General features: G+C 53.1%; 10 protein-coding genes and 1 tRNA gene. 6 read left to right on the top strand and 5 right to left on the bottom strand.

The window, feature by feature from the left end; all coding sequences use genetic code 11:
* Positions 1-134: 134 nt before the first annotated feature.
* Both Q0K07_RS07070 and Q0K07_RS07065 read right to left on the bottom strand, forming a co-directional pair.
* On the bottom strand, positions 135-2,954 hold the full coding sequence (locus tag Q0K07_RS07070; protein WP_294558019.1) for an FAD-binding and (Fe-S)-binding domain-containing protein: 2,820 nt from the start codon (positions 2,952-2,954) through the stop codon (positions 135-137).
* Between the two features lie 220 nt (positions 2,955-3,174).
* Positions 3,175-3,250: transfer RNA gene (locus tag Q0K07_RS07065), tRNA-Lys, on the bottom strand.
* A 103-nt stretch (positions 3,251-3,353) separates the two neighbouring features.
* On the opposite strand from Q0K07_RS07065, the gene Q0K07_RS07060 reads away from it, so the two are divergent.
* Positions 3,354-5,381: a cytochrome c biogenesis protein CcdA gene (locus tag Q0K07_RS07060; RefSeq protein ID WP_294558018.1), complete on the top strand. Its 2,028-nt coding sequence runs from the start codon at positions 3,354-3,356 to the stop codon at positions 5,379-5,381.
* A 50-nt stretch (positions 5,382-5,431) separates the two neighbouring features.
* Positions 5,432-5,785: a hypothetical protein gene (locus Q0K07_RS07055; protein ID WP_294558017.1), complete on the top strand. Its 354-nt coding sequence runs from the start codon at positions 5,432-5,434 to the stop codon at positions 5,783-5,785.
* Between the two features lie 925 nt (positions 5,786-6,710).
* Here the strand turns inward: Q0K07_RS07055 and Q0K07_RS07050 are convergent.
* On the bottom strand, positions 6,711-7,682 hold the full coding sequence (locus tag Q0K07_RS07050; RefSeq protein ID WP_294558016.1) for a D-2-hydroxyacid dehydrogenase: 972 nt from the start codon (positions 7,680-7,682) through the stop codon (positions 6,711-6,713).
* Between the two features lie 260 nt (positions 7,683-7,942).
* Between Q0K07_RS07050 and Q0K07_RS07045 the strand changes: the two genes are divergently transcribed.
* From Q0K07_RS07045 to Q0K07_RS07030, 4 genes are all read left to right on the top strand, one after another.
* Positions 7,943-9,130, top strand: coding sequence for an ATP-binding protein (locus Q0K07_RS07045; protein WP_294558015.1), 1,188 nt, complete (start codon positions 7,943-7,945; stop codon positions 9,128-9,130).
* A gap of 52 nt (positions 9,131-9,182) precedes the next feature.
* Positions 9,183-9,467 carry a hypothetical protein gene (locus tag Q0K07_RS07040; protein ID WP_294558013.1) on the top strand — a complete coding sequence of 95 codons (285 nt, stop codon included), beginning with the start codon at positions 9,183-9,185 and terminating at the stop codon, positions 9,465-9,467.
* 220 nt (positions 9,468-9,687) lie between these two features.
* Complete coding sequence (locus tag Q0K07_RS07035; RefSeq protein WP_294558011.1) at positions 9,688-16,641, top strand: hypothetical protein; 6,954 nt, start codon at positions 9,688-9,690, stop codon at positions 16,639-16,641.
* A gap of 64 nt (positions 16,642-16,705) precedes the next feature.
* The gene (locus Q0K07_RS07030) at positions 16,706-19,300 is read left to right on the top strand and encodes an SNF2-related protein (RefSeq protein ID WP_273524422.1); all 2,595 of its coding nucleotides are present in this window, start codon (positions 16,706-16,708) and stop codon (positions 19,298-19,300) included.
* Positions 19,301-19,741: 441 nt separating this feature from the next.
* Here Q0K07_RS07030 and Q0K07_RS07025 read toward each other — a convergent pair whose 3' ends face one another.
* Complete coding sequence (locus Q0K07_RS07025; RefSeq protein ID WP_294558009.1) at positions 19,742-22,510, bottom strand: dynamin family protein; 2,769 nt, start codon at positions 22,508-22,510, stop codon at positions 19,742-19,744.
* Between the two features lie 399 nt (positions 22,511-22,909).
* A complete protein-coding gene (gene pyk, locus Q0K07_RS07020; protein ID WP_294558008.1) occupies positions 22,910-24,331 on the bottom strand; it encodes a pyruvate kinase in 1,422 nt (473 codons plus the stop codon).
* Positions 24,332-24,827: the final 496 nt, after the last annotated feature.

The following is a 24,827-nucleotide window of genomic DNA, read 5'->3' as shown; positions in this document are numbered from 1 at the left end:
CTTCACCTGTGGAATTTTGCGACCCCCGGGGCCGCCCTTTCATCCGCGCCCCGCAAGGGTTCTGCAGGGCATATATGGAAAATGCTTATCGGCCGCAGCGCGGCGCTGTCAAGCCCGTTTCGCGCAGACAACGCCTACTTCCGGGCAGAAGAGCATTCGTCGATGAGGTAGAGAATGCTGCGGTAGGGCTTTGCGCCGTGCAGAGTCAGGCCCACCTCGCAGGTGCGGGAGGTGCTGAAGCCCTCTTCGCAGGAAGCAATCTGCTCCCTGAGGCCCGCAAGGGCGGCGGCGTTGAGTTCCGGGCGGGTAAAGCCCTTGTCGCCGGAAAAGCCGCAGCAGAAAATGCCCTCGGGCAGCACCACTTCCCTTGCGCACAGGCGCGCGGTTTCGCACAGCGCATCCACAAGGCCCATGGCCCGCGTGGAACAGGTGGCATGCACGGCCACGCGGCCGCGCTTCTGCTGAAACTCCAGCCGGGGCGCAAGAAAGCGCAGGGTGAACTCCACAGGTTCGTAGAGCGAAAGCCCCTTGTTCAGCGTTTTCTTCATACGGGCAAGGCAGGGGCTGGTATCGCACATCACAGGCCACTTCCCCTCTTCCGAAGCTTCCCGGAGCGCCGCGTCAAGATCGGCTGCACAGCGGGCGGCCTCCTCTTCCATGCCCTTGGTCTCAAAGGCCTTACCGCAGCAGAGCTTTTCCACCCCGGCGGGAATCACGGCCTCGTAACCGGCCTTTTCCAGAAGGCGCAGGGCCACATCCATGAGCGGGTCCACCCTGCGGCCGGAATCTCCGGTATAGCCCATGGTCCGCACCGCGCAGGAGGGGAAATAGACCACCTTTTCCCGCTGCGGCGCGCAGGGCGCGGGCACGGCGCTCCCGCCCGTGAGAAGCACCTGCTGAAAATCGGGCAGGGAAAGGCCCGTGAGCTTTCCGGCCAGTCTGCCGCTCTTCTCCGCCCCCTTGTGTCCAAGGGCGCCGTGGAGCGCGTGCGTGGCCGAAAGCCCCAGGGAAAGGACGCGTGTGACGGGAGCAAGGTTCTGCCGCACAAAGGAGGCGGCCTTCTTCTCCCTTTCGCTCAGGCGCTCATGACGCAGAGAGCGCATGAAGCCCGCCACGTCCAGCCCCAGAGGGCAGCGCGTGGAACAGAGCCCGTCCGTGGCGCAGAGATCAAGGCCCATGGAACGGAAGAACTCCTCCCAGGCCGCAAGGCGCTTCGTGTCGCCCGCCGCCTTCATGCCCGCCATGGCCCGCAGGGCGTAGATGCGCTGGCGCGGGCTGAGCCCCGTTTTTGCCGAAGGGCACACCGACTCGCAGAAGCCGCAGTCCACGCACAGATCCACGCCTCCGCCCACGGCGCCCACGAACTTGAGCTTTTCCAGATGGCAGAGCGGGCTGTCGTTCAGAAGGCATCCCCGGTTCAGGATGCCCGCCGGGTCCAGAAGCTTTTTGACGCTCTGCATGATGCCGTAGAGCTCATCGCCCCACTCGCGGCGGACAAAGGAGGCCACGGCCCGGCCCGTGCCGTGTTCGGCCTTGAGGGAGCCGCCGAGGCTGAGAATGAGGCCCGCCGCCTGCTCGATGAAGGAACCGAGCCGTTTCACGTCGCCTTCATCGCTCAGCCTGAGGGGTACGGTGCAGTGCAGGTTGCCGTGCATGGCATGACCGTTCACGCCGGAACGGGAAAAGCCCAGCTGCTGAAGAATGCGCACAAGGCCCCGGCTGGCTTCGGGAAGGCGCTCAAGGGGCACGCAGTAATCCTCCACATAGGCGTATTCCTCGGGAAGACGCGTGCCGGCAAGGGCGGGAAAAAGCGCGCGGCGTATGTCCCAGAGCTTTTCACATTCCTCTGCCCCGGTCACGAAGCCGAGTTTCGCCAGGGGCTTTTTCTGAAGCATGATGGCGTCAAGCTCCCTGATGTGACCGGCAAGTTCCGCCTCATCCGCGGCGCGGGCCTCCACCAGCAGGGCGCAGTTGTCGGAACTTTCGCCCTCTGGGGTGAAGCTTGGCGGAAAGCCCGGAATCTTTGCCAGAGAGCGCAGGGAAATATCGTCCAGAAATTCCCCGGCGTAGAGTCCGTGGCCGGAACGCATGGCAAGCACGGCCTCCATGGCGTCGTCCATGGAGGAAAAAAGGGCCATGGCCGTGGCGCGCCTTGTTCTGAGGGGCAGCGTTTCCAGCGTCACGGAAAAAATGAAGCCCAGCGTGCCTTCCGAACCTATGAGAAGGTGCGTGAGCATGTCGAGGGGGTCCTCAAAGTCGACGAGAGCGTTCAGAGCATACCCGCAGGTATTGCGTATGCGGTATTTGCGCCGCACTTTTTCCGCAAGTTCCGGTGAGGCAAGAATCTGTCCGCGCAGCTGGCTCAGGCCCGCAAGAAGCGGCGCATGGGAGGAACGGAAGAGGCGCACGCTCTGTGCATCTTCCGTATTCACCTCCGTGCCGTCGAAAAGCACGAAGGTCATGCCGCGAAGGGAATGCCAGATATTGTGTTCCACCGTGCAGCCGAGCCCGGCGGCGTTGTTGGCCGCCATGCCGCCTATGGTGGCGGAAGCGATGGAGGAAGGATCGGAGGCGATGAAGCGATGGAAGGGGGCGAGAGCGGCGTTGATTTCTCCGCCCGTCGTGCCCGCACGGGCGCGCACAAGGCGGCCGTCTTCAAGGATGTCGAGGCCGCGCCAGGCAGGGCCTTTGAAGCGCAGGGCCACGTCTTCGGCGACACTCTGGCCGCTCAGCGAAGTTCCGCTGCCCCGGAAGGTGAGGGAAACGCCGCAGGAAGCGGCGAGGGAAAGAAGGGTCTTCAGTTCATCAAGAGAAAAAACATCAATAACGGCAAATGCCTGCGGCTCAAACGGGCCGGCATCCACGGAAAGAATCCGGGCCGGTGCCTCCCCGGTATGCGTCTGCGACCAGGGCAGAAGCTCCCGTACCTTGTTCAGAAAAACCTGACTTTTCATGGTGACCTCAGAAAGAAACAACACCAGCGGCGCGCTTTTGCGCACCCTTCTTCTGCCGGGGCCGCCCGAGGCCGTCTGCCGGAAGCGCTCCGCGCTCCGAAACAGCGGTCGCGCAGAGGCGACCCGCGCTTCTGCCCCTTTCCGCTCCTGGAACTCTGCAATGCAGGGGCCCGGAAATCAAAAAAGCCCCCTGCACGGATGCAAGGGGCGATTTTGCGACTGGTGGGTCACCGGAGACTCGAACTCCGAACCAATTGATTAAGAGTCAACTGCTCTACCAATTGAGCTAGTGACCCAGTGCATGAAGCGCAGGAACAGTCATAGCCGTGAGGGGCCTCCCCGTCAAGAAAAATTTTGCCTTTTTTAAAAAAAAAGTTTAGCTTGCCTCCCATGAAAAGGATGTTGCGCTTCATATTCCCCTTCGGGCTGCTGCTGGCCCTTTTTTTCGTCTTTCCGTGCGGGAGGGCCGCTTCTGCGGCATCCGACCTGCCCTACCGCTTTCATACGGAATGGGCCAAGCTTTCCGCCGTGGACGGAAGAACGCTCACGCCGCCTCTGGAAAAGAACACTTCCATGGCGGTGCTGTGGCTCATGCCCCAGCCCGGCTACCATACCTATGCCCATAACGGGGGAGATGAAGGCATACCCCTCACCGTAACGGTGCTTGCCGACGGCGAGCCCCTCAGCCCGGGCAAGGTGCAGATCCATTATATTGCCGGGACGGAAACCTCCCTGCCCGATGGGGGAAAAAGCTTTCTCTACAGCGGCGTGACGCCCGTGTTTCTCGTGTTCCGCGAGGTGGAATCCCGCGCGGTGACGCTGGACATCTCCCTTCTGGCCTGCTCCGACCAGCACTGCCAGCCCGTGCACACGCGCATCCTTCTGCCCACGGCCCCGGCGGAACTTCCCAACGCGGCGCAGCAGCCCTGGTTCCAGCAGTTTCTGGAAAGCCCCGCCTGCTGCGAAGAAGGCGTGGTGCCGCCGGAAGTGCCTTCCCTGCCCGAACTTCCCCGCGATCCGGCCGCCGAAAAGCATGCCGACCTTCTGCCGGACGCGCCCACGTCGGTATTTCAGAAGCGGGCCAAACTCAACGCCGCGCCCGCCGTGCCCCTGCCCTCGGCCGTTTCCCGCGCCAGACCGGAAGGCTGGTCCCTTACGCCCCAGCATCTGGAAGGAAGCTTCCAGATCGACGGCTGGCCCCGCGCCGTGGGCCTCGGCCTTCTTGCCGGGCTTCTTCTGAATTTCATGCCCTGCGTGCTCCCCGTGCTCACCATGAAGTTTTCCATACTGCTCGACAATGCGGAAAACTTCGAGGAACGCCGCAGAACCATACGCGAACACACCATCTTCTTTGCCGCGGGCATTGTGGCCTGGTTCACGCTGCTTGCCATCATCTCCGGCCTTACCGGCATTTTGTGGGGGCAGCTCTTCCAGAGCAGCGAGGTGATCTTCCTCATGCTGCTCATCGTGTTCTGCATGGGGCTTTCCATGTTCGACGTGTTCCACCTGCCCGTGCTCGACCTGCAGACGCATCACAGCTCCTCCCCGCGCATGCAGGCCTTCAGCACCGGCATGTTCACCACGCTTCTGGCCACGCCCTGCAGCGGCCCCCTTCTCGGCGGCGTGCTGGCCTGGGGCATCACCAAGCCCCTGCCCGTGCTCATGACCATCTTTGCGGCCACGGGCGTGGGTATGGCCGCGCCCTATGTGGCCCTGGCCTGCTACCCGCGGCTGGTGCGCTTCCTGCCCCGGCCCGGCGCGTGGTTCAGCGTGCTGGAAAGAGTGCTCGGCTTTCTGCTCATGGGCACGGCCATCTATCTTTTCTCCCTGCTGCCCCCGGCGCTGCACGTCAAAACCCTCATCACCCTTCTGGTGGCCGCCACCACGGCATGGATATGGGGCCGCTGGGGAAGCCTGCGCGGTTCCATCACAAGGCGCATGTTCCTGGGCGCGTTTGCCTTCGGGGCCATCTTCCTTTCCGGCTTCTGGGCTTTTCTGCCCGCACAGAAGGAAATCGTGCCCTGGGTGGAATTTTCCGAGGAAACGTTCCGTGAGGATCTCGGGAAAAAGGCCATGATCGTGGAATTCACGGCCGACTGGTGCCCCACCTGCAAGGTGCTGGAACGCACCACCCTTGCCGCGCCCAACCTGCTGCCCATACTCGATCAGTATTCCCTCACCGCCGTGAAGGTGGACATGACCTTTAAAAACGACGCGCATCAGAAGCTGCTGCGCGCCCTGAACAGCGCAAGCATTCCGCTGCTCGCCGTGTTCCCCGAAGGGGAAGGCGCGGAAAGCCCGGTGATCCTGCGCGACATCTACACCACCACCGATCTGCACCTCGCCCTGCGCCAGGCAAAGATCCCGCACAAGCGCATGGTGGAAATGCTCAACCCCGTGAAACTTCTCAGTCAGCCCCGGGAGTAGGCCGGAAGGCCCTCCCCTCACCCTGAACACTCTGAACACAAGGTTTCTTCATGAACACGATCAAGACCCTTCCCGAATTCGCCACCCTTTCCGAACTGGAAATCAACGCCGCCCTCGACGCCTACGACGATTCCGTTGAAGAGGAACATTCCAGCTGCGGCGGCGGTGAGGAAAACGAACCTGCGCCCGCAAGCCCCGTGGTGGCCGAAGTGTTCCGCCTCATCCGCGCCTATACCGACCGCATGAACACCCTCATCACCGAAGCCAAGGAAAAGAACAGGGAACTGCCCGAAAACTTCCTGGCCGACATGCTCGCCTATGAACCCGAAGCCCCCATTGAAAGGGTGGCCTTCGACTTCGTGACCGACGCCATTCTCGATGAGGAAGAGGACGACGAAAACTGATTCGCTCCGGCAAAACCGTTCCGAAAAAAAGAGGCCCCGCATACGCGGGGCTTCTGCGTTTAAAGACAGGCGCGGCCTGCGCCTGCGAGAGGAACTTTTTCAGAAAAAACTCTGCGTGTCTCGCGCCGCTTTGCCGAAACGGCGCTTCTGCGCGCAGAAGCCTCCCCTGCGGACTCGGCGCGCAACAACATCCCGGCGCCTGCGGGGTGCCCCGTTCCTTCATGCCCCTGCGGGGCACCGGCGGCCTGAACGCTTCAGCAAAAATACGGGCTTCCCTCGCCTTCCGGCCATGCCTGCACCGGAAGGGACGCCGCAACTTTCCCTGTACGCAGGGGATGCGTCTGCCACAGCCTGCCCGTCCACCGGCAGCATGAACCATCCTGTACTCATGGGGCGCCCGGGATTGCGCCCTCTTCCCGCCTCACGTCTGCAAATCCCCCTGCGCACATGGGGCGCCCCGCGCATCATGCCAAGAGACGCGGATGCGGAAAAAATCCCCTGCGCCTGCAGGGTGCCCCGCCTCCGCCATTTTCAGACGACTTTTCCCCAAAAAAATCTTCGTATGCGGGGTGCCCCGTTCCTTCATGCCCCTGCGGGGCACCGGCGGCCTGACTCATCCATGCAGCCTACCATGACCTGCCTCGCCTTGCGGGGACACGCTGCCTTTTCCGGCATCGGCAAAAAACGCAGGCCTGCCATGGGCGGCCCTTTCCGCAAAAAAACTGTTTTTCCGATATATTGAGGAAGATTTTCGCCTTTTCTGGGCCATGAACGCGCAAAACGGGCGAAAAAAAAAGCCGCACAGGGCGGCTTTATGGGATCCGGCGGCCGGAGCTCTTCCATGGGGGGGGGAAGGGGGGAAGAGCCCCGGCAGCCGGAACATGTCACGGCGCAGGCCGGGGCCTTTGCCGCATGCACAAAGACCTCAGCGCAGCCATTCCCTGTTCACCACGTTCTGGGGACGGCCTTCCTTATAGCAGCGTATGTTCTCCAGGGTGATGGATACGATGTTGCGGCGCGCGCCGTCGGTCATCCAGGCAAGGTGGGGCGTGATGAGGGAATTCGGGGCGGAGAGCAGCGGATCATCCATGGAAGGCGGCTCCTGCTCCAGCACGTCTGCGGCAAAAGCGCCGAGCCTGCCCTCGCGCAGGGCTTCGGCCACATCCCGGCCCCGCACCACGGGCCCGCGCGCGGTATTGATGATGATGGCCCCGGGCTTCATGAGATCGAGATTTTCCCGGCACACCAGGCCGCGCGTCTCCTCCGTGAGGGGACAGTGCAGGGAAAGCACGTCCGCCCGGCGGAACAGTTCCTCCTTCGACACGAACTCGAAAGGCTCATAGCCCGGCGCAGGCACGGGCCTGTGGGCGCATACCGCAACCTTCATGCCGAAGGCGTGGGCTATTTCCGCCACGCGCCTGCCCAGATTGCCGAAGCCGAACACGCCGAAGGTCTTTCCCGTGAGTTCCACCTGCGGCGTGAGGGAATAGCAGAAATCGCCGCAGCGGCCCCAGTCGCCCCGGCGCACGCTTGCATCGTGCAGGCTCGTGCGGCGGCACAGTTCCAGAAGCAGGGCAAAGACATGCTGCGCCACGGCGTCGGTGCCGTAGGCCGGGGTATTGCACACCACAATGCCCCGCTCCCCGGCGGCCCGGGAATCCACCACGTTGGTGCCCGCCGCGGTGACGGCAATGCAGCGAAGGTCGGGCAACGCGTCCATGAGTGCCGCATCCATCACAATTTTATTGATGACCAGCACTTCTGCTCCTGCCGCGCGCTCCCGCACCTCTTCGGGGGTGGAGCTTTCAAAGCACGTCCACACATCCGGCCCGTCCGTCGGCCAGGGGAAAGGCAGGCCCGCCTGCAATGTTCTGCCGTCCAATACCGTTATGTTCATGACCGCTTCTCCTTGGATTGCGTACCTGTTTCCCCGCAAGGCACCGCACAGCCCCGGCAAAAGCGCCGGACCCGCGGAAGGCGACCTGTGCACGGGCAGAAAAAAACCAGACATTCCGCGCCGCCCGGCGACGCGGAACACAAAACCTTCTCTTCTGCTTGTGCCACAGCCGCGGCCCGGGGGCAAGAGCGCTTTTTCTCCTCTTGCATGGCTTGTGCTGCTGTCCTATACTTGCCCAAACTTTTTGAAGGTGACCTTTCATGAATTTCCTGCCTCTTTACAGCCTCAAGCTCCGCAGTCTCGTTGTTTTCCGCAACATCCTTTCCGACCCCGTCGTTTCCCGCCTTCAGGCCCTGCTCGACGCCGATGTGGCCGACACCTCTTCCGGCGTGGACGCCTACTGCGCCTTTGCCTCCGAGCTGTTCGCCCGCAACGACGACTGGAGCGCCTACCTGCTCAACCTTCTTCTGGAGGATGAAAACATCTACATGCGCGCCAGCTGCGGCAGCACGCCTGTTTCCTCCTGCCTTTCCGAATGCCTGGAACATGAACTGAAGTTCCTCCAGGAACTTTCCACCTTCAACGGCGAGGCCATACGCGGCCGCCTGGCCTATACGGGCTTTCTGCCCCGCTGGAAGACGAGCGAACTCGACTTTGCCAAGGCCTACCATGAACGCATTGCGGGCATCCACATCACAGGTTACGGCATGTTCGCGCGCTACCGCATGTTCACGGTGAAGGACGGCCATCTTGTGCCGGTGCGCCACCCCGACCCGCAGACGCTGGACCAGCTCCCCGGTTACGAGAGAGAACGCGCCAAGGTCATTGCCAACACCGAGGCCCTGCTTGCGGGCAGGCCCGTGAACAACGTGCTCCTGTACGGCGACGCGGGCACGGGCAAGAGCAGCACGGTGAAGGCCATTGTCAACGCCTACTGGAACAAGGGCCTGCGCCTTGTGGAAGTGAAGAAGAATCAGCTCTACCAGATTCCCGACATCACCGAGGCGCTTTCCCGCAACCCGCTCAAGTTCATTCTGTTCATCGACGATCTGAGCTTCAGCAGCAACGACAACGACTTTGCAGCGCTCAAGGCCATTCTGGAAGGAAGCGTGAACGGGCACAGCGGCAACTTTGCCGTGTACGCCACGAGCAACCGCCGCCACCTCATCAAGGAAAGCTGGGAAGACCGCAACGGCAGCGACCTGCACGAAGGCGACACGCGGCAGGAACTCATGTCCCTTTCCGCGCGCTTCGGCCTTACCGTCACCTTCTTCCGGCCGGACAAGGACCGTTATCTCGACATCGTGCACAAGCTGGCCGCCCAGTACGGCATCGACATTCCGCAGGCTCAGCTCGACATCCGCGCCGAAGCCCACGCCACGCGCAACGGCGGGCGCAGCCCCCGTGTGGCCAAGCAGTTCATAGAACTGACCAAATCCGGCATATAACGCTTCCGCCCGCAGACATGATCTGCGGGCGTCCTTTTTCCGGAGCCTTCTTATGAAGCACCTTCCTCTTTTCTGCCTTGCCCTTCTCTGCCTTGCCGCATGCAGTACGAAAACCACGAGCAGCGTGGTTGACTACGACGCCGCAGGCGACCCTGTTTCCACGCAGGTTCACAGCACCCGCACCAACGATACGGCCGACACCGCCCGCGCCATAGGCAGGGAAGTGAAGGACGGCGTGGTTTCCGGTTACGAATGGACGCGGGACAAAACGCTGGAAGGCTATGAGTGGGTGAAGGAGAAAACATCGGGCACGCCCGCTGCTCCGGCAAAGAACTAGACTCACATTTTCCCCGTTCAATGTGACCTTGTCAAACTGAAATTGTACTTTTCACACTAAATATTGCTCTCACTCACAAATATTGAGAAGTATCATATTATCTCCATTATCAAAATTCTGTGCAGATGAAAAACAGCACCAGAAAATTTTCTTGAACAGAAAAATATTTTGCGATAAAAATATCCATGTAGTAAATACCCTTAGCATAAAAGGAAAAAATATGGCCAATCTTCAGGAAGACTATTCGTATAGTACCGGCGTCAGTATAGATCCTGAAGCCATTATTCACCAACTTCGAGACACGTTGAAACGATATAAATCTGAAGATATCATACGAGAAATTATACAAAATGCCGATGATGCGGAAGCTCGGCAACTTTTCTTCTTCCTGCTCCAGGAAGGTGAACGCTCCGGCATTCATCCGCTTTTGCGGCATCCCGCTATTCTAATCTTTAATGATGGTCCACTCAAAGAAGATGATGTAAAAGGTATCACTCGACTTATTGGAGGAACTAAAAAAGAAGATACTACTAAGATAGGACGTTTTGGCCTAGGTCTAAAAAGTCTCTTTCATATCTGTGAATCTTTTTTCTTTGCTCCATACAAGCCTGAAGACTCTACATTAAAAGGAAAACTTTTTGATCCTTGGATTGATATCCGCAATACGCGTCGATTTGAACAACGCTTGCCACATTGGAATAACGATCAAGTAAACAATGCATTAAATTTTATACATAAATCTTTAGAAAGTATTTTTAATGATAAATTTAAAAATTGCTTTTTTATATATATACCATTAAGAAATATTGATTTTGATTCAAATTTTATAAAGATAAGAGAAGAATATTTTACACAAGAATCTTTTAAAGATAAAATTCTGGATAATATTATAAATGGAATAGTGTTATCTCTGTCGCAATGCACTTCTTTGGAAAAGATAGAAATCTGTTCTTCCACATCATTATTCTCATTAGATAATTTAAAACCTATTTATCGCGCAGATATCAAAAGAAAAAATGCTTTACGCAGGCCCAATAGACAAGATAGCGATTTTAAAGAGATCTTTTCCAGTAGCATTGATATTATCAAAAAGGATACAAATGAGCACTGGGATTGTCTTGGCATAAGTCGTTTTGACCCCAAAAATAGCATCACAGAACTTCAAAACAAAAATGACTGGCCTAAAGTAGGACTTGAAGAAATACCGGAAAAAGCGCTGCCTCATGCTGCTATTACGGTTCTCCACAAAAAAAATCCCTCTCCGCTTTCTCTGCGCTGGGCCTGTTTTTTGCCTCTCGATGATCATATGTCTACGCCCACCTCTCATTCTGAAGAGACAAAACTAGGTTCACATCTCCGCTACACCATTGCAGATTCCTCCATTAATGAAACATGGGAAGTCTTATTGCACGGGTATTTTTTTCTTTCCAGCGATAGAAAAAACATTTTTGGCATTACTGAAGAAGGAAATCAAAGCATAGAAGCCACGTGGAATACCACTTTAGCCCAACGCATTCTTTTTCCTCTATTGCCCGAAGTCATAAAGCAGCTTATTGATCAAAATCCACAATATGAATCAATCATCAGTGCAATATCCAGATGGGAAGGCTTTCAAAGGTTTTATGAGGCATTAACATCAAAATGTCTTGTAAAGCTTGCATTGGATAATCATTGGGAATTACACGAAGAAGCTGTGTATATGATTCCTGAAAAATTTCCCCCTCAACTAAAAGCATGGATGCTGGAAGAAAAGCAAACTTTTGCCCTTTTGAATAAGGGAATATATCATAAGCAAAAACACGTGCACGATTGGGATGAAAAAATATTTTCAAATCTATGCTCTTCCCTGCCCTCTGCTCCAGGTGCAATTACGTTATCGGACGTGGATTGGATTACAACATTTATTAAAAGTATTGACTTTCAAAAAAATCACAGACGCTGTCTGAAGCTTTGGTTTCAGCGCCTTTTAAAAAATAAATTTTTCTCAGATAAAATATCAAAAAACATCGACAGCAGTACAAAAAATCAGATACGGAACAATATTTATGCGCTTGCAGATACATGGTTGCAAGGATATGTTTCCTATGTACCAATGCAAACAGAAGCGGCGTTACGGGATATTGCTAATGACAACCCTTCCCTTCTTGAACCCTGCCTTCTGCTGCCGCGCCCCGACAACAAACAGGATATACTCTCCGATGATCAGCGAAAAGAGCTGCTTACTTTTCTGGGAAAAGAAAGGTTGCATGATCTTGCTCGACAACCTGAAGCAGATATCGTATTGGCCGATCACCTTCTCCAGAAACAACCTTCTGCAGATCTGTTCAATCTGCCCATCTACCGCATAAAACTCTTCTCTCAGGGCACGCAGAAGGAAGCTGCCCGAAGTTTTCAGGCTCTGCAGGAACAGAGTAAAAAAAACTTACTCTTGGCTTCTGAAAAAAATCTGTTTCCAGACAGCATACTGGAGCAGATTTCCCTGGCGTTACGCTCTGAAGATGTATGGCTTTCTCGTAAGGAATATGCTTTTGTCTGTACCACAGGAAAGGAGGCCTTATTTTCCGCGATAGCATCCAATGAGCTTTCCGACAACCGCAATATCCATAAACAGCTGTTTGATACTTTCATAAAAGATGAAATATATGAAAAATATAAAGAATTCCACCATTATATTGATGCATTAAAAAAGCTTATCGCTGGGAATATACCTATTGAAGGAAAAAAATTTGTATTATCATTAAAAGAAGAAGAAGAAGAAGAAGAAGAAGATCTTAGTCATTACTATATTTTTATCAATAGTCAAGAGTACTCTGATATATCCGAAACAAAAAAAACAAAACTCAATATTATCAATGAAAATGATATCCGCTCAGACAGAATCAAGCATATTCTTCTCAGTGAAAAGCCATGGGAATCATGGAAAAAATTAAAAGAATTATGTAGCTCATATAAACAAATTCCCGACGGTCTTGAAGAGGCTTTCAGAGAAAAAGCATGGGTACCGTCCTTATCTGAACCCCAAGGATATGCTCCGTGCCATATTTTCATCAAAGAACTTCCTTCTATAATACAATCTCGGTTACCCTCCTCCTGGACAACACAAGACCGTCTTTTGGGAGAGTTCCGTACACAGCTTTCAGATTTAGACAGAGAATGGATCGTCGACATTCTGAGCAAACTCCAAAGTTCTGTCCATCTGGATACAGGAAAAAAACAATTTATCGCCCTTCTTCAAGAGTGTGATTTTTTCCCCCCCTGCAAATTCTTTCCGCCGCACCTGCAAGACCTCGTCTCCACAGTAAAGCACCTGAGCTTTCTTGCCAGCTTTATGGACGATTCCGAAGAAGGCGTTCTGCTCAAGGATTTACTCTCTCTGGAAGAACTCTCCCCGGAAATCCTGATCAAATTTCAAGCATCCTCGGAATTTGATACACGCTCCTGCCGCTACGACCTTATCCTAAATGCGGCATCTTCAGCCGGTGAACGGATTCGCCCAGTCATGAAGCACTATGCGAATTTCGTTGATGCCGTCTTCACACACGATCCGTTGCTCTTTACACGTAATTACACTTTTCCTACACAAAAGCCCAGCGTATGGAAACATGGCAATCAAATTGCGGCAACAAACTGCAATCATAAACCTGAGTATCTCCCAGATAAATATATATGGGAGATCTACCATGCTCATATAAAAAATGAAATATTATTAAATAGTGCAGAAATAAATAAATACAATATTAAAAAATACTTTAACACACCTTTTTGTAAATTTGAATATTATAGAATTGCTTGGTTTTTACTTCTTATATCAGGAAAAAATGAGTCAATACTGTCATTGGCAAAAGAATTTGAAGAAAAAGCATATAAAAGTTTTCAAAACATAGGAAAAAAAGAAATAAAAATAAGTAAAATTAACGGTGATAATGATCTTGATATTGAACAGGAAAATCTTAGAAAATGTACAAACATAACTATATATTATCCTCAGGAAAAAATAAAAACTCTTGCGGGCAGCCTTTTTTCAGAAAAAAAACAAATAAAAAGTTTTTTTGTCGAACTCCCAACCCTCCAAAAAAAAATCAAACGCCCCTACGAATATCATGATATCGAGTATTATGATATCAAATTATACGCTGACAAAGAGGGGAGATGCCCTGCTACGAGTCAAGAAGAGTTTACAGCACTTCTCAAAGAATCCTTTTATCAATGGGGAGAATGTATTGATATAGAACAAGATAAACTTGATGATATATGGAATAATCACTCTCCAACACAACTTTCCTTAAGCAGTACTATTAAACTTTTAAAGGAAGATCTACGAACTATCCTTGAACAACTGCATCTTGAAAACCACCAATTAAAAGAACAGCAGAAGTTACTTCGTGAAGAGATACAATCTTCTGAAAAAAATAATAAAGCCATATCACAGGCAAAAGATAAGCTTTGGAATATTGCCAAAGATACCTCTGAAATTTACGAAGCAATTCTTAAAAAAATAGTAGACTACGGTTATCGTGAGAATGGTGTACTATTTGAATTGCTTCAAAATGCCGATGACGCATTACGAGATCTAAAACATCCTAATGATACGACAGTAACCATAGCCTTGGACAAGCGCACTTTGTCATTTTCTCATCATGGACGAGCCATTAATGATTGTCTTGATAATACGAACGCCTCAAAAAATGACCTGTACAGTATGCTGATATTGAATAGAAGTGAAAAAAATGAACATTCTTCAACAGGAAAACTCGGACTTGGATTCAAAAGTGTCTTCTTATTGTGTGATAATCCTGAAATAAAAAGCAAAAATCTTCATTTTGTCATAAAAAATGGCATGTTCCCTGAAGAAAATCTTTCAGAATATTCTATTGATGAAAGTACAACTTTCATAATCAACATAAAAAATACCATTCCTGATAATAAAATTGAAGAATCAATATTTTCACGATTTTCTGAAGCAAAACAACTACTTCCTGTCTTTACTCACAAAGTACGAAAAATAATTACTCGTATCAATGGAAAAGAACAATCTTTCTCTTTTCAACCAGATCAGAAAGGGCAAGGTTGGGCTCTTGATACCAATGCTCAGGTATTGTGTTTTTCAGACTCAGATTCAAAAATCCAATTAGCGCTTGCCTTAAAAAATCATTTACCGGCCTCCTTTCCTTCGGGAACACCACCGCTATGGCATACCATGCCTACTGTAAGCGGAACAGAGTGGGGACTCGGATATGCCATGAATGGCCCCTTCTCTCTGGATGCAGGACGATGCAACATTGCACTGGTAGAAAAAGACTTTAATGATCTCGATAAATTCGGTCATTTTCTTGGAAAGAGCCTGTGTGATCATAGTAAATTCATCCCTAAAGATATTAATAAACATGAATACTATCATAAGCTTTGGCAAACTCTCAGCACAGGTCTTGAAGATAGTAATTCTGATAACGAAAAAGATTCTTTGAAAAAAAAGATTCTCCTCCGCCTTCATGCTAATGGTAAGGGTCTTTCTTATTGGATAGAACATAGTAATGTACTTGGAAATGGTGTACCTGAACGATGGTCATGGCCTTTACACGCCAATTATACAACTAAATGGAAATCATATACATTTTCTTCAGATGAATCTAAGCGTCGTTTTTCCGATATGATACAAATATTTTTAGATAAAAAATACCCATCAACATTGTCGTACTGGCCAGTTGTTTCCTCAAAGTATGGACGCCGTTTAAAAGCTCTAGGCTTTAGTGTAGAAGAAATACACTCGGAGGAATTTTTTACTGCACTCTTTACACATATTGTGCCTCAAAAAGAGCTATCCCCCGATCTTTTTGGCTGTTTAAAAAAAATAAAAAATGATATTCCCCAGCATCTTTCCTATCCCTTCACCGTCCAGACTCAGGCTGGCTCCTTTCAAGACATACGACAGGTTCTTCTTCCTGCCTCACTTCGGCATAAACTGGGAGATATTCCTGGTATTGCCGACGAGATGCTCCGTGCTTCCTTTGCTCCTCAAGAAGCCTTGCTGGATGAACAATATATTCACGACAAACAAGATATTGAAATGTATATTCTTTTACGTAGTGGACATCAAGTTACGACGGAAACATTAAAAATATGGATTCTCAACCTTGATGATACAGAACAAAAAAAACTTGCTTTGAACTATCTTTTGGAAGGAGAACTCCGATTCAGTCTTATCTCTACCCTTTGTAAATCATACTCAGGCTGGATTCGAGAACTTCCTACTGTAGAAAATTTACTTCAGAATATGAAGGAAAAAACAGTAGAAAGTCATGAACAGTTGATTAGGTATCTCTTTCCCGATGCGTATCATCGTAACAACGATAATACGCATATAGAAAATAACATAGCATATTTTTGTAACAGTTGGGATAATTTTGAAGAACTTGTTACTGTTTGGAAAAAAAATAAAAAAAATATACAAAAACGTTATCTCGAAAAAACTTGGCCTGCTGAATTTCGAGATAGTCAAAAATTAAAAAAAGCTCTTGAGAACAAAGAGCGTGAATCTTGGCTTATGTTGTTACTTCTTGGTTATCTGCGAAGTATCGGAAGAAGTACTCCTGAAGCCTGTCGTAATTTTGCATCCAAGCTTTATTATAACTACACGCCTATCTTTAAAGAAGAAAAAAAGAAACATGATCCTGAATGGCTTCATCCTCTTACCGCTTGGCAGGATAACAATATAGAGAAGAATTCTTATGCAGAATTTATGAAGTGTTTTCCAGCTTTTCATCAACTTGGACGTTTTCTACTACAGTATCAGAATATTTTCTTCACAATTATGAAAACAAATTGGGATGGAAATAGTCTGCTTTCACTTTTTTCACCTCGTGCAGACGATGCACTCCATGGTGCAGGAAAAAATTTTGATGCTCCTCCTTTACCTCTGCGCATCGGAAAATATTGGGTCCTCCGAGAATTGGCACGATTAAACGTCAATGACTGCCAAAACACGGCATCCCCATCATTTTTTGAATTATGCTGGGTTCCTTCTCAGGATTTTCTTAATTATCTGAACATACAATACAACACAGAGGATGCAGACAGTCGACAAAAGCTTCTTGTTGAAGAGCTGAGAAAGATCAAAAAACTCGACTATCATTTTGATTACTGGTTCAATATAGCATATTTCAAAGAAAAGGAATAAACCTATGCTCCTTCATAAAAACGATTATGTGCACCATCCGCAGTTTGGGCAAGGACGAGTTCGTATGGTTGACGAAAGTACCGCCATCGTTCGCTTTGAATCTGGAGAGCTGCAAGAGTGTCTCCTGTCTCAACTTACCCGCCTTGCCAGTATCGAAGAGAAAGGGGAGGAACGGCATCTTGACCCGCCATTAGAAGCACTTGCCCATGCCATGGCTGCATGCATACGCTCCGTCAATGATGAATGGGGGGTCTTTTCTTCTTCACGCATCACTCTTTTGCCTCACCAGCTCTGGGTATGCCGCCAAGTACAGGAACGAATTCCCATGCGCTGGCTCATCGCCGATGATGTCGGTCTTGGAAAAACCATTGAAGCCGGACTCATTCTGTCCTCCTTGCAGGCTTCAGGTCGCCTGCGTCGCGTCCTTATCCTTGCACCTGCCAGTCTTGTTAATCAATGGCAAGAACGTATGTTCAATATGTTTGACCTGCGTTTTGACATTTATCGTTCGGAAAACGATACTAAAAAATCAGGCTTCTGGCATGGAAGTCGTGCCATTATCGCTTCATTGGAGACTCTGCGATCAGATACGAAGCAGCGCTGGCAACGCCTGCTTGATGCCGAAGGCTGGGATGTTGTACTTGTGGATGAAGCACACCGCCTCAATGCCGATGAACGACGTGGAGCGACGCTAGGATATGAATTAATATCTACACTTGAACAACATCAGAAAATCAAATCCATGCTCTTTTTTACAGGAACTCCTCATAGAGGAAAAGACTACGGATTTTTATCTCTTCTGTCATTATTACGATCTGATCTTTTTTATCCAAGACAAACTCTTGAATCTGCATTTAACAGTCTTTCACAAATAATGATTCGCAACAATAAACAAAAAGTTACAGATATGCATGGGAACAAACTATTCCATACTGTTCATATTTATAAAGAATACTATACCTATTCTGAAAAAGAAGCATTATTTTATGAACAGCTTACAAATTTTATTCTTTCAGGAAAAGCCTACGCACAAGATGCACAAGGCCAGAAACAGCGCGTTCTTATTTTTGTCTTGATGACATTGCAGAAATTGGCCTCAAGTTCTATTGAAGCCGTTCGCCATGCCCTGCAGAGAAGACGTGATCTTCTTCTAGCATCAGGCGATGAAACTTCATCCGCAGCCATTCCCGGCAATTTGGAAGAATCTCTTGAAGCCTGCGAAGATAATGCAGAAGAACAGGCGGCAGCCTACGCTACGACAGATGCCTCATACCGACTTCCTCATGAGATAACATCACTCCAGACTTTGATGGATTTGGCGGAGCCGATTCAGCAAGAAACAAAAATACGCACTATCATCCAAAAAATCCGTACCGACTATCCAAAAGAATCCATTCTTTTCTTTACAGAATATAAGGCAACACAAACTTTACTTATTAAAGCACTACGTCAGGAATTTGGATCGTCATGTGCCACATTTATTAATGGCGATGAATGTCTTATTTTTGAAAATAAAACCGGATCAAAGAATATAGAAACCGTATGTCGCCAGCAGGCGGCTGAAGATTTCAATAAAGGCAAAGTACGTTTTTTGGTTTCTACGGAAGCAGCAGGAGAAGGTGTTGACCTCCAGGAACATTGCCATGTATTGTTTCATATAGATCTACCATGGAATCCCATGCGCTTGCATCAACGCGTTGGCCGTCTGCATCGCTATGGACAAAAGCACCCCGTTCATGTGCATGTATTCCGCAATCCCGAAACGGTTGAAAGCCGTATTTGGGAATGCTTGGAAGAAAAACTCCAACGCATCACCCTTGCCTTTCAAGGTTCCATGGAAGATCCGGAGGATATGTGCCAGGCTGTTATCGGCATGAAACAACCTTCTTTCTATGCGAACCTATTTAGTGCCGCTCCGTCTGCAAACCGTGAAGGCTTACGTCAATGGTTCGACAGTCAGACTGTGACCTTCGGCGGTGACGACGCCATCTCAGTAGTAAAACGCATGTTCGGCACCGTACATCGTTTTGATTTCGGAACGGTTGCAGCCAATTTACCGCAAGTCGAACTTCATGATCTTTGCCCTTATCTCAAGCTTACCTTAACCCGCCATCAAAGGGCATGGAAAGCGGAAGGCGACCGGATGACATTTAAAACTCCAAAAGCATGGACTTCCGCTATTGGAATTGCTGACGAGTACCGTCTTGTGTTCTCTCGCGAACTTCCTTGTAAAGATGATGAAGACAGGGGCGGTATGGGGCTAGCCCCCATCAATCGAGCTGTTGAAGAAGGTATCCTGCTCCAGGCTAACTATAGTGTTTTGCGTGGTCTTACGGAGCCTATCTTCATTCTTCGAGTGCAGGATCGATCAACAGAGAAAAGCCATGCACGGCAACACATCTATGGTGTGGCAAAAACTCCGTCCGGGTGGAAAATCTATAAGGATTGGGAACTGCTCCTCTTTCTTAACACGTTTGCCAATAAATCGCGCCAGCTGAACAGCTCGTCGACGGCAGCAGTTCATCCATCCCAAAAAGATTTTGAACAAGCAAAACAATGTCTTTCCAACCAGCTGGAAAAATTCCATCTTCCTTTTAAAGTACCGTACATAGAAGACGTTGCCTGTTTCTGCATCGAAGAAAAGCAGGGGAGCGCTTAAAGCTCTCACTGTACTATCCCTAGCCATTACTCAGATACATGCTGAAGCTGCATTTGCCTTTTATAGACAAACTCCGTTGGCAAAAAAGTGTATACGGAGCCGAAGAACACGCTCTCACTAAGCCGGTGCCCCAGTGCGACAGAAAAAACAGGCCAGCCCTCTCCCATTCCGATGCAAATCAGGCTCTCTGGACGGACTTTGTATACAAAGAGCAACAGAACGACGAAAAAAACAAAGAAAGATCCGTGCTTCCTCGCCAGACAGCAACCAAAATCAGCCCCCCGGAGGAAAAAATCTGCCTCTCCTCCCACGGCTCGCGGCTGCCCTGCCGTCACGGGACGTCGGGGGAGAATATCTTCCCCGAAAACGCTTTCTTCTTCCCTCCGCTCCGGCGGGTGCGGGGCATCGCCCTGCCTTTCCCGCCTTTTCTCACTTCCCGCCTCAGCTCCGGGCCGGGGCTTCGCCGCCCGGCGGGAGGGCGAGGGCCTTTTCCAGGTTCTGGGCGAGGCGGAGGGTATGTTCGGCCCGGGCGGACACGCCGGAGCGGATTTTTCCGAGCACATCGAGGTAGGTGCGCAGGGCGGAAGCCTCTTCGGCAAGCACGGCGAGGGCGGGCACGAAGCCTTCGCTCACGGCCTTGCCGTAGGCGGAGGTAAGTTCCTCCATATTCTGGTTGAGCAGTTCCTCAAGGCGTCCGCGCTGTTCCTTCACCCATTTACGCACGGCCTCTTCCTTGCGTTCCATGAAGATGCGGCGGCAGCGGGAAGGGTTGCCCAGCTTCATGAGCGTCCACACCAGGCTTCCCACCACGGCCACGGGGAGCACGGCCCACCAGCCCATGTTTCCGAGCACGATGCCGAGGCCGAGACCGCCGCCGCGGCGTATGGCAAGGCCCACGGCGACGAGTCCCATTTTCTTCATCAACGAAGAAGCGTTCACGAGCCAGCGTTCCCGCTTGAAGGGCACCTCGCCCATGGACTGCAGATCCACGTCATCCACGGCCACGGCTTCGAGGCAGAGCACGGAAATTTCTCTCATGCGTTCGCCGAACTGGCGCAGTTTCTCATTCCAGTCCTTCTGCACGTCGCGGCGGCCGGCAAGCAGCTCTTCCAGGGATTCCCGGGCAATGCGGGGCACTTCCTCCTCATCGAAGCTTTTCCAGTTCTTCTGGCGGAACATGCCGGTATAGCCCAGGGTGTCGGCATGGCGGTTTGCGGCGTCCATGATGCGCAGAACAATGGTTTCCTGCCAGGAATCCAGGGCTCTTTCCTGTTCCTTGCGCCAGGCATCCATATCCACGGAAGCGGCGCTGGCCACGGACCAGGCCTGCGAAGAGCAGCTCTGCATCACGCTTTCCAGACGCTGCACATGGGTATGCAGAAGCTCCTCGTGGCGGATATCGGGCAGGCGGCCTGTTTCCCGTTCCAGCACCCGTGCGGCCTCTTCCCGGGCGGCGCGGGCGATTTCCGCCCCGCGGGCACGGATGCGCTCCTCGCGTTCGGCAACGTTTCTCTTCTTTGCCGAAGCGGCCTTTTCCACCAGAGCGCAGAGCTTCTGAAAATCATCACCTGCGCTCTGGCCCGCGATACGCCGTTCCATGGCCTCGCGCGCGTTCACCTCCACAAGACCGAGCACCTTCATGCCGGAAGAGGCGGCGCTCTGCATGAGCAGGTTTGCCCGCGCCATGGCATCGGCACGGCTCTGCTTCTCGTTCAGCCTGTCCACACCCGTGACCACACCGACCACGGAGGCGGCCCTGCCGTGACGGGCAAGCTGACGCAGAAGCTCCTGTTCCGAAGCCGATTCCGGCCTGCGCGCATCCATGACAAAGACAAGGCAGTCCGCACCGAGACATTCCTCAAAGGCAAGCACGTTCTGCACCGGATCGGTGGCATTGAGCCCGGGGGTATCCACCAGCACCATGCCGTGACGCAGGATGTCCGAAGGAAGTTCCACATCCACGCGGGCGGAAAAAAGGCTCTCCTTTTCCTCGGCGGAAAGAAAGGCGCGCAGTTCCCCGGCGGAACGGAGATGCTGTTCCCCCTGCTGCCCTGCGCCGTTTCTGAGCGCGGCAAGCCGTTCGACAAAGGCATCCTCATGCCCTTCGGAGGAGAAATAGGCCGCCATGCGGGCGCAGTCCTCCTCGCTCAGAAAATGAACGATGCCCGAAAATTCCCCGCCCCAGCAGAAACGCGCCACGGCCGCCGTTTCGGGCACGGATTCGCGCACCGGAGAATATTCCCCGGCAAGCAGCGCGTTGACCAGAGAACTCTTGCCGCGCTTGCCCTCGCCCACCACCACGACGGTGAAGGGCTGTTCGGCCATGAGGTGGCGGAAATCGGCAAGAGCGCGGGCCGTTTCCAGCGCGCCCGATTCCAGCGCATCCCGCTCAAGGGCAAGGGAGGCCTTTTCCGCCCCTTCAAAGCCCGCCGCCACGGCAAAATCCTCACGGCGGGGGGAAAACAGGGCAAAAATACGCTGCGCCCGCAATTCGCGCAGATAGCGCGCGGCCCCGCCGTACTGGTTCAGGGCCTGGGAGGCCATGTCCGTACAGACCGCGCCCGCTTCGGAAAGCAGGGTGGAAACGGCGTTGAGCGTGGGGGAAAGAAAACCCTTCCGGCGGGTGACGCGCTGGGCCACGCCCCCTTCCATGACCACGCGGGAGTCGTCCTCCCCCCTGCGGGAGGAAAAGAGCATCTGCCACCCTTCCACGGAAGGCATGTTGAGCATGCCCCTGTGCTTCGGGGCAGGTTCCTGCGGCGGCGGCACGCTCCCCACATGGTCGAACACGGAGGCGAAGGCAGGGGAAAGGGAACACACGGCCTCACGGTACAGCGCGGCCTTTTCCGGGCCCAAGGCGGCGATGTCCGCGGCAAGCTGACGGTCGGCGGCAAAATGTTCCGGGGGAAGGGGCGCGGCCAGAAGCGCGGCATGAAAGCGCGTCTGCAGCTCGAAGAAACGGCGCTCCGCCCCGGCTCTGGCGTATTCGCTCACCAGAAGATCGAAATCCGGGGAGAACACGGCAAAAAACGCCTCGGAAGCCCGGCTCCACGCCCCGGCGGAAAGCCTGCCCCTGTCCTGCGCGGCGGAGGCGAGAAGAAGAACGAGCCTGTCTTCCGAAGAAAGCTCGGGCGGCGCGGAATCCGGAAGAGGCGGCATGATGTCCGCAGCCGTGACGGCAAGGTCGATAGTATCGGTATGTTTTTCCATGTCACGCTTCCCCGAAGGCTGAAAAAGGGAGGCCGCGCCTGCGGAACATCACTCCAAGGGCGCCCATGCCGCATGTTCCGGACGGAAAAAAGGCCCGGAGCACGTTCCCCGTCGACGACATGAACGCAAAGGCGATGCGGGAACGCATGCCCGCGCCCGCCGCAGAAGGGCAGACGCCTCTTTTCCGGGGCAGGCGGGCGGCGCCGCGTTTGCAGAAACAGATTGCAAATATCATCAATACTCATGATACGCCACTTTTCCGCCGGAGTCCATGGCCTGATCCTCCCCGCCGGGCCGCATGCAGAGAAGCTGCGCATACGGCGCGGGGCCGGGCGGAAGAAAACAAAAAAAGAGCCGGCTCTCCGAAGGAAACCGGCTCTGAAAACGACGAGGGAAAAACTACTTGTGGTAGATCTTCACCAGGTTGGTGCGACGACGCATTTCACCGGGGGCATATTCGCCGGCGGTGATGACCACGTCCTTGCCCATGGGGAACTTGTTGCTCGTGGCAATGAAGTTCTGCACGCGGCGCAGGTGGGAAATGCTGCTGTCGCTCACGGGGATGCAGTAAGGCTGCACGCCCCACACGAAGTTCAGCGCATGTTCCACGCGGGAGTTGGAGGTCAGGGCGTAGATGGTCTGGATGGGACGGCATTCGGCGAGCATGCGGGCGGAGCCGCCGCTCACGGAGTGGGCCACGATGGCGCAGGCATCTTCCGTCTGGGCAAGCAGGCAGGCGGTGTAGGCAAGGAAGCGGGAGGAGTCCTTCTCGTCCTTGGGAGCTTCGAGCTTGCGGGTGGAGAACATGTATCTTTCCGCCTCATCGGTGATCTTGCGCATGTAGCGCACGGCCTCGATGGGGTAGTTGCCGGCGGCGGTTTCGTCGGACAGCATGACGCAGTCGGCGCCGTCGAGCACGGCGTTGGCCACGTCGGTCACTTCAGCACGGGTGGGCACGGGGGTGTTCACCATGGAAAGCAGCATCTGCGTAGCCACGATGACGGGCTTGCCCGCACGGTTGCAGGTGTTGATGATATGCTTCTGCAGGGCGGGAAGTTCGGGCATGGGGCATTCCACACCGAGGTCGCCGCGGGCCACCATGACCACGTCGGTGGCTTCCACAATGGCGTCGAGGTTTTCCACAGCGGCGTTCTGGCGTTCCAGCTTGGCCACCACGGGGATGTCGTCGCGGCCGTAGGAATGCAGCAGAGCCTTGATCTGATGCACGTCTTCCACAGTCTGCACAAAGGAAATGGCCACGGCGTTCACGCCGAGTTCCATGCCGAGAGCCAGCTTTTCGCGGTCCTGATCGGTGATGGCGGGCAGAGCCAGAGACTTGCCGGGCAGGGCAAGACCCTTGCGGGAGGAAATGGCGCCGCTTTCCTGGGCCACCATGACGAAGCGTTCCTCTTCCACCTTTTCTTCAATACAGAAGCGCAGGCCGCCGTCGGCAAGCACGAGGGTGTCGCCGGGCACGAGAGCGGCAAGAATACGGGGATGATCGAAAGGAATGAAGGGAAGTTCTTCCTTTTCCTTGCGTTCGCGGCCGAGAATGAGCTTGTCGCCGCGGTGCAGTTCAATGCGGCCTTCGGGCAGAATGCCGATGCGGATCTTGGGACCGGGCAGGTCCTGCATGATGGTCAGAGGACGACCGCATTCCTTTTCCACATCGCGGATGTTGGCAACCACGTTGCGGAAAAAGTCGGGATCGCCGTGGGAGAAGTTCAGACGAAAGACGGAAACGCCCTCTTCGGCCAGCTGAGCGATCTTTTCGCGTTCGCAGCTGGCAGGACCAATGGTGGCAACAATTTTGGTACGCATATGCACTTCCTTAAAAAACGAATGACAGACTTGTCCTGTGAGGAAAAAACCCGCATTCCCCCGGCGTCCGTCGTTGTTCGGGCAGTCTGCCCTTTTTTTGGAAAAAAGTCGAGAGGCAAAGGGCTTCACTCATGACATCATGGAGAGGGTGCGCTGTCAATCCCCCGCAGGCCGGAGGCGGCCGCGGCGCGCGCCCGGGCGTGGTGCGCCCTCCCCTGCGATGCACCCTTTTTCCGGGAACATGCGGCCAGAAACTGCCGCAGAAATAGAGCCTCCGCCTTCTTTGCCGTACCGCGGCATATCGCCGGAAGAGCCGCGGCTCCGGGGAAACGTTTTCCGCGCCGCCCTCCCTTTTTCCCCACCGCTCAGGGACCGGAAAAAAACGAAGACGTGCCTTTTAAGGATGTACCCCGCGCTCTGGAACGGAATCCCTCCCCTTTTTCCCACCCTGCGGGGCTTTTCTCCCCCCTGCGCCGGGGGCGGCTCCTCCCCCATG

This window comes from uncultured Mailhella sp., assembly GCF_944324615.1.
Lineage (GTDB): Bacteria > Desulfobacterota > Desulfovibrionia > Desulfovibrionales > Desulfovibrionaceae > Mailhella.
This window is presented reverse-complemented; position numbering and strand designations above follow the sequence as displayed.

Excerpts from the sequence above, each read along its gene's own strand:
- Q0K07_RS07070 (WP_294558019.1), bottom strand. The coding sequence starts at position 2,954 with ATGAAAAGTCAGGTTTTTCTGAACAAGGTACGGGAGCTTCTGCCCTGG.
- Q0K07_RS07060 (WP_294558018.1), top strand. The coding sequence starts at position 3,354 with ATGTTGCGCTTCATATTCCCCTTCGGGCTGCTGCTGGCCCTTTTTTTC.
- Q0K07_RS07055 (WP_294558017.1), top strand. The coding sequence starts at position 5,432 with ATGAACACGATCAAGACCCTTCCCGAATTCGCCACCCTTTCCGAACTG.
- Q0K07_RS07050 (WP_294558016.1), bottom strand. The coding sequence starts at position 7,682 with ATGAACATAACGGTATTGGACGGCAGAACATTGCAGGCGGGCCTGCCT.
- Q0K07_RS07045 (WP_294558015.1), top strand. The coding sequence starts at position 7,943 with ATGAATTTCCTGCCTCTTTACAGCCTCAAGCTCCGCAGTCTCGTTGTT.
- Q0K07_RS07040 (WP_294558013.1), top strand. The coding sequence starts at position 9,183 with ATGAAGCACCTTCCTCTTTTCTGCCTTGCCCTTCTCTGCCTTGCCGCA.
- Q0K07_RS07035 (WP_294558011.1), top strand. The coding sequence starts at position 9,688 with ATGGCCAATCTTCAGGAAGACTATTCGTATAGTACCGGCGTCAGTATA.
- Q0K07_RS07030 (WP_273524422.1), top strand. The coding sequence starts at position 16,706 with ATGGTTGACGAAAGTACCGCCATCGTTCGCTTTGAATCTGGAGAGCTG.
- Q0K07_RS07025 (WP_294558009.1), bottom strand. The coding sequence starts at position 22,510 with ATGGAAAAACATACCGATACTATCGACCTTGCCGTCACGGCTGCGGAC.
- pyk (WP_294558008.1), bottom strand. The coding sequence starts at position 24,331 with ATGCGTACCAAAATTGTTGCCACCATTGGTCCTGCCAGCTGCGAACGC.